The sequence below is a fragment of the Corynebacterium kalidii genome, assembly GCF_022869005.1.
Lineage (GTDB): Bacteria > Actinomycetota > Actinomycetes > Mycobacteriales > Mycobacteriaceae > Corynebacterium > Corynebacterium kalidii.
The window spans coordinates 1-4655 of sequence record NZ_JALIEA010000015.1; the positions used below are offsets into that span (position 1 = coordinate 1).

Annotated in this window: 1 protein-coding gene and 1 pseudogene; both read right to left on the bottom strand. The window is 59.0% G+C overall.

Annotated elements, in window-relative coordinates; all coding sequences use genetic code 11:
- Positions 1–34: 34 nt before the first annotated feature.
- A protein-coding gene (locus tag MUN33_RS09560) for an IS3 family transposase (RefSeq protein WP_244804690.1) occupies positions 35–1332 on the bottom strand; the annotation gives its coding sequence in 2 pieces (ribosomal slippage) (positions 35–1035 and positions 1035–1332; 1299 coding nt in all).
- 1064 nt (positions 1333–2396) lie between these two features.
- A pseudogene (locus tag MUN33_RS09570) lies at positions 2397–4655 on the bottom strand (hypothetical protein); the annotation flags it as partial.

The window sequence follows — 4655 nt, forward strand, 5'->3', positions numbered from 1 at the left end:
GGGCCCGAACCCCAGAAAGTGGACACGGGGTTGATTACGATACGTTCAACAGACTACCAGAAACTCCAGCTTCGAACACCTCCGGAGCCTGATGTCCACACCAAGAATGTCGACGTACAGAATTGTACCGAACACACCACCGGAACACTTCACGCCTGCAGGACAACTGATTCACAAATGATTTCCTATCCTTCAAAACCTCACGCTTCATCGACGCGTTGAATGACTCAGCCAGAGAATTATCGGCACTGGCGCCCACCGCTCCCATCGACTGACGCACCTCGAAATCAGAACACAACCGCCTGAACATCGACGAGCTGTACACGCTGCCGTGATCAGAATGAAAAACAGCACCATCGAGTGAACCTCGCTGATTCTTCGCCATCACCAACGCGTCACAGACAAGATCGGCACGCATATGATCCGCGATAGAAAAGCCCACCAGGCGACGAGAATAACAGTCGATCACCGTCGCCAGGTACATAGTCGACCCTCCGGACACCGGAAGATAGGTAATATCACCGACATAGACACGGTTCGCCCGGTCTGCAGCGAAGTTCCGACGCACGAGATCCGGAAACCTCGGTGCGCTCGGCGCCGGGACCGTGGTGCGGACCCGGCGCTTCTTCGTGAACCCGGAAATCCCCTGGCAGCGCATGATCCTGGCGACACGTTTATGGTTAACCACCTGCACAGATGCTGCCCCATCCGCTCGTTGTGACACTGTCACCGACGCGCGTGATGCAGGTGAACAGGCACGGTTGTTCAGTGGTGTACCACGACGGCCGGGAGCATTGAGTTCAGCGGTAATACGTTTGGCGCCATAACACCCATCGTGTTCGGAGAATATAGCTCGAATCCGCGCACCGAGTGCCGCATCAGCGACGAGTCGTTCCCGGCGTCGTGACGCGGAAGATTTCCACTTGTAGTATGAGGAACGATTGAGCATCAATACCTCACATAGCCGCTTGACCGAGTACTCGGTGCGGAAGTCATCAACGAACCGGAAGCGGCTTACCAGGTCGTCTCTTCGGCAAAATACTTTGCTGCCTTGCGAAGAATATCCCGTTCTTCCCTGAGTCGGTGGTTCTCGCGTTCGAGCTCGCGAATCTTCTCGTCTTTGCCGATCCCTGTGGCCGCCCGGTCGGAGCCCTCGGGCGAGACTGATTTCGTTGATCGTGGGCGGGTTCCGTAGCGGGTAAGCCAGTGCTGCAAGCTTCCCCTGCTGACGCCTAGTTCAGCGGCGATACGGTTGATGGACGCCCCGTCGGTGTTTTCGTAGAGCGTGACGGCGTCACGTTTGAATTGCTCACTGTAGGTGATGCGTGGCATGGGGGTAGACTACCTTTCCTTCCCAGCGGACAGCTGGTGTCTGGGTGTCCACCACCCGGGGGTCGGGCCCGATGTTTCGGGTTGTCAGTCGTGCGCCACGACTGAGGGGGCTGGGACCTTCTCGTCTACTGGAGAGGATTCTGACTCCAGGTGGAAGAGGGTCCTTCCACCCTGTCAAAAGATCCGCGGGTGACACGGGGTCCGTCAGCTGAAACGAACGTCGATCTCGCTGTGGCCGATCGTGATCACGTCGCCGTCGGCGAGCAGCCAGCTGTCCATCGGTATTTCGTTGGCGATGGTGCTGCTCGAGGTTCGCAGCGACGGACACTCTGCTCACCTGCGCGGATTGCGGACAACTATACGCTAACTGGAAGCAACAATAGCGTACGCCGTATACATGTTGATCTTTCCCGAATTGAAGTTATTAACTACTAGACTTTTTGTTTCAACACTAGTTCGCCCGTCTCTGTGGATGACGTTCGCTTTTCCTGAAAGTGTGATAGTGGGCCTCAGGGTAGAGCTGTTGAACATAATCTGACATGACGAAGTGTCCATCTCCACCTTAGTCCCCATGGAAGTTATGGACACGGTACTTGGCGATATGTCAACTACGGTCGAGAACTTACTTCTCGGCACGGACCATTTAATAGCGAAATACACGCTGGTTACAGTCCCAATGATACCTACGACAAGATAGTAAATACCAAGGTTGCTAACTTCTCGGGTTATACGGACTCCGTAGACGAGCAGGAAGATCGTGCCTGCAATTAGTCCTATGGTAAAAGGTAGGCCCATCCTGCTAGTGGTAACGATTCTACGTTCTTCCGGAGTGCGGTAACTATAGAGGAAACCTGGAGCGGAATAAGGGAGTGCAACGGCTATGAGAATTGGCGCCAGCGCAAGCGCCGATATCGACAGTAGGAGCAACTCCACTGGCTCTAGTCCACTTCCTTCGATATTATTCCACAAAGCGAATAATAGTATGAACATAAAAGAGTATACCGATATGGCTAGCATGTACGAAATCACTCGAATGCGTTGTGGAATGTCGTGGTATCGGGCGATTATTTCCAAAATGCTTGAATTCCTTTGGTCACTACGAAGGTCGCTACAGTTCCTGCAACAACACCCGCTGCAACAACCGCCACTGCGGGGGCACCTGCTGTCATCCCAACTACGGCTGCACCTGCAAGTGCTGATGCGCCCAAGCCCGCAGCTCCGCCAAGGACGTTCGAGACATACGCTTCTCCCGCAGGCATTCCCTGCTGGCGGTCAATCTCAGCACCTGCGACTGCTCCCACCCCGGTAAACGCACGCGATCCCCAGCGGCTTGCGCGGAGTAGATCATCAGCTTCGGATCCTACGCGTCTAGCGGATTCTTCTGCCGCCCCGAAACCGGTGGAGATACCTGCCCCGGAGATTGTCGTAGCGATATCAGACTTCCCGAAGGTGGGGTCGGTCACGGACACTTCTGGTTCTCCGGTTTCACTGTTGGTCCCGACAGTGACTTCGTTGCCGTCAGGGTCAGTGAGTTTACTGTCATTGCCACGGTGAACCGGTACCCCTCCAAGGACAGCACCGTTGACCCATTCACCACTCTCAGGGTCGTAGAACCTCCCCGTGTTCGGGTCCGGGTCACCGTTCTGCGAGATATCGTTGCCGGCGTCGTCCAGAGGAACAGGGGCTCCGCCGTCGGTACTCACCCGTGAGCCGTCCTGGTCGTCGACTCGGGTGCTCACCCCGGCATCGTCACGCTGGGTCGATTGAATCCCCGAGGTAGTGTCGTCCGGGTTGGTGACCTCCATCTCATACTGGTTGTCACCGGTGCGCTGGTAGTCACCATACGACTGACTACCGTCCGGATTGTCGGCCACCACCGTGCCTTGCGAGTTGTCGGCGTTGGCCTCAGAGGTCACAGACGGCGTAGCCGTCTCACCTGCGGCTGGAGCCTGGTCGAAGCGTTGGGTCATTAGTCGGTCATTATCGTTGTCTGTCTGCGCGTAGCTGCCACCACCTTCCTCCTCGTGCGACCAGATATCTACACCGTTAAGATCGTTGGCCGTGGTACGGATGTCATTGTCACCGTTGGGTCCGCCGGTGACTCTCGAATCCACGGTCTGCCGACCAGTACCAGGGACAATGACCCGCTCAGCCTCTTCACCATTGCCGAGATCTTCCTTCCACGGCACCCCCTCCTCCCTGCCGGTGATGTCTATCGCGCCGAGCATCTCCTTATCAGCATCCCCGTCGACATCGGCCGGGTTCTGGTTGCTGTTGGCCGCGATGCTGAGGTTGTTGTTGTCCTGTCGCCGCTGTTCAGGGTCGGGTTGCGGTGGGTTCTGGTTGCTGTCGACGGGAGGAGTGTCGGCCCCGGCTTCGGGGGAAGCATTGCCTACTAGGGCTCCAACCTGTGCCCCGGCGGCCGCACCCGTCGGGGTATCATCGTCTGTAGCGGCCAAAGCTCCTATCTGCGCCCCAGCGACAGCGCCTTGGGCTGCTGAAGCATCACCACTCTTCTGCTTGTCGGGGTCGGCCAGGATCGGCAGTAAAGTCGTGCGGTCCGGGTCGACGACCTGCACCAACGTGCCGTTGTCGTTGTCGACCTCGAAATGGGTCTCCACCGGTCGGCCGAGCGCGTCAAACGCCCACGGGGCTTTGACATGCTCGACGACGTTACCGTCGGCGTCGAGGACGTCGACACTGCCGTCGGGGTTCTTCACCATCTTGCCGCCGTCGGGCACATCCATGTCGAAGCGGTGCTCGCGTGGGGAGTCTGGGCCTTCCAACAGGATCAGGGACTGTTCGCGCCCATTGCCCCAGTTGATGTCACCGCGGTGGGTGCCATCGCGGCGTCGACGGTCAGCGAGAATCGCCCCGGCGGCCCCGGCGAGGACACCTCCGGCACCCAACGGGCCGACCGGCAGGTCACCACCATTGCCTCCCTGATCACCGTCACCGTCAGTACCGTTGCCGCCGTTGGCGCCGTTGGCGCCGTTGGCGGCGTGGTCACCGGGGGTTCCGGCCGGGGCTGCTTCGGACGTCGGGGTTGTATCGGTGTCGTCGGCACTCTCGGCGCGGGCGGTGTCGGGGTCGGTGAGTTGACGGCCTTCCAGGCCGTCCCGGCGGGTTGTCGAGGTGACCCCGGAGTCGGTGTCGGTGGTGAGAACCTCACCGGTGGCGGTGCCGTCGTCGGCGACCACCGCCGGGCCGTCGGGGGTGTCCACGACCCGGACCTGCCGGGAGTCGCCGTTGTCGTCGGTGACGGTGGTGTTCCAGGGGATGACCTGGCGCACGTTCGACCGGGCGGTGTCCCCGGCCGAGGG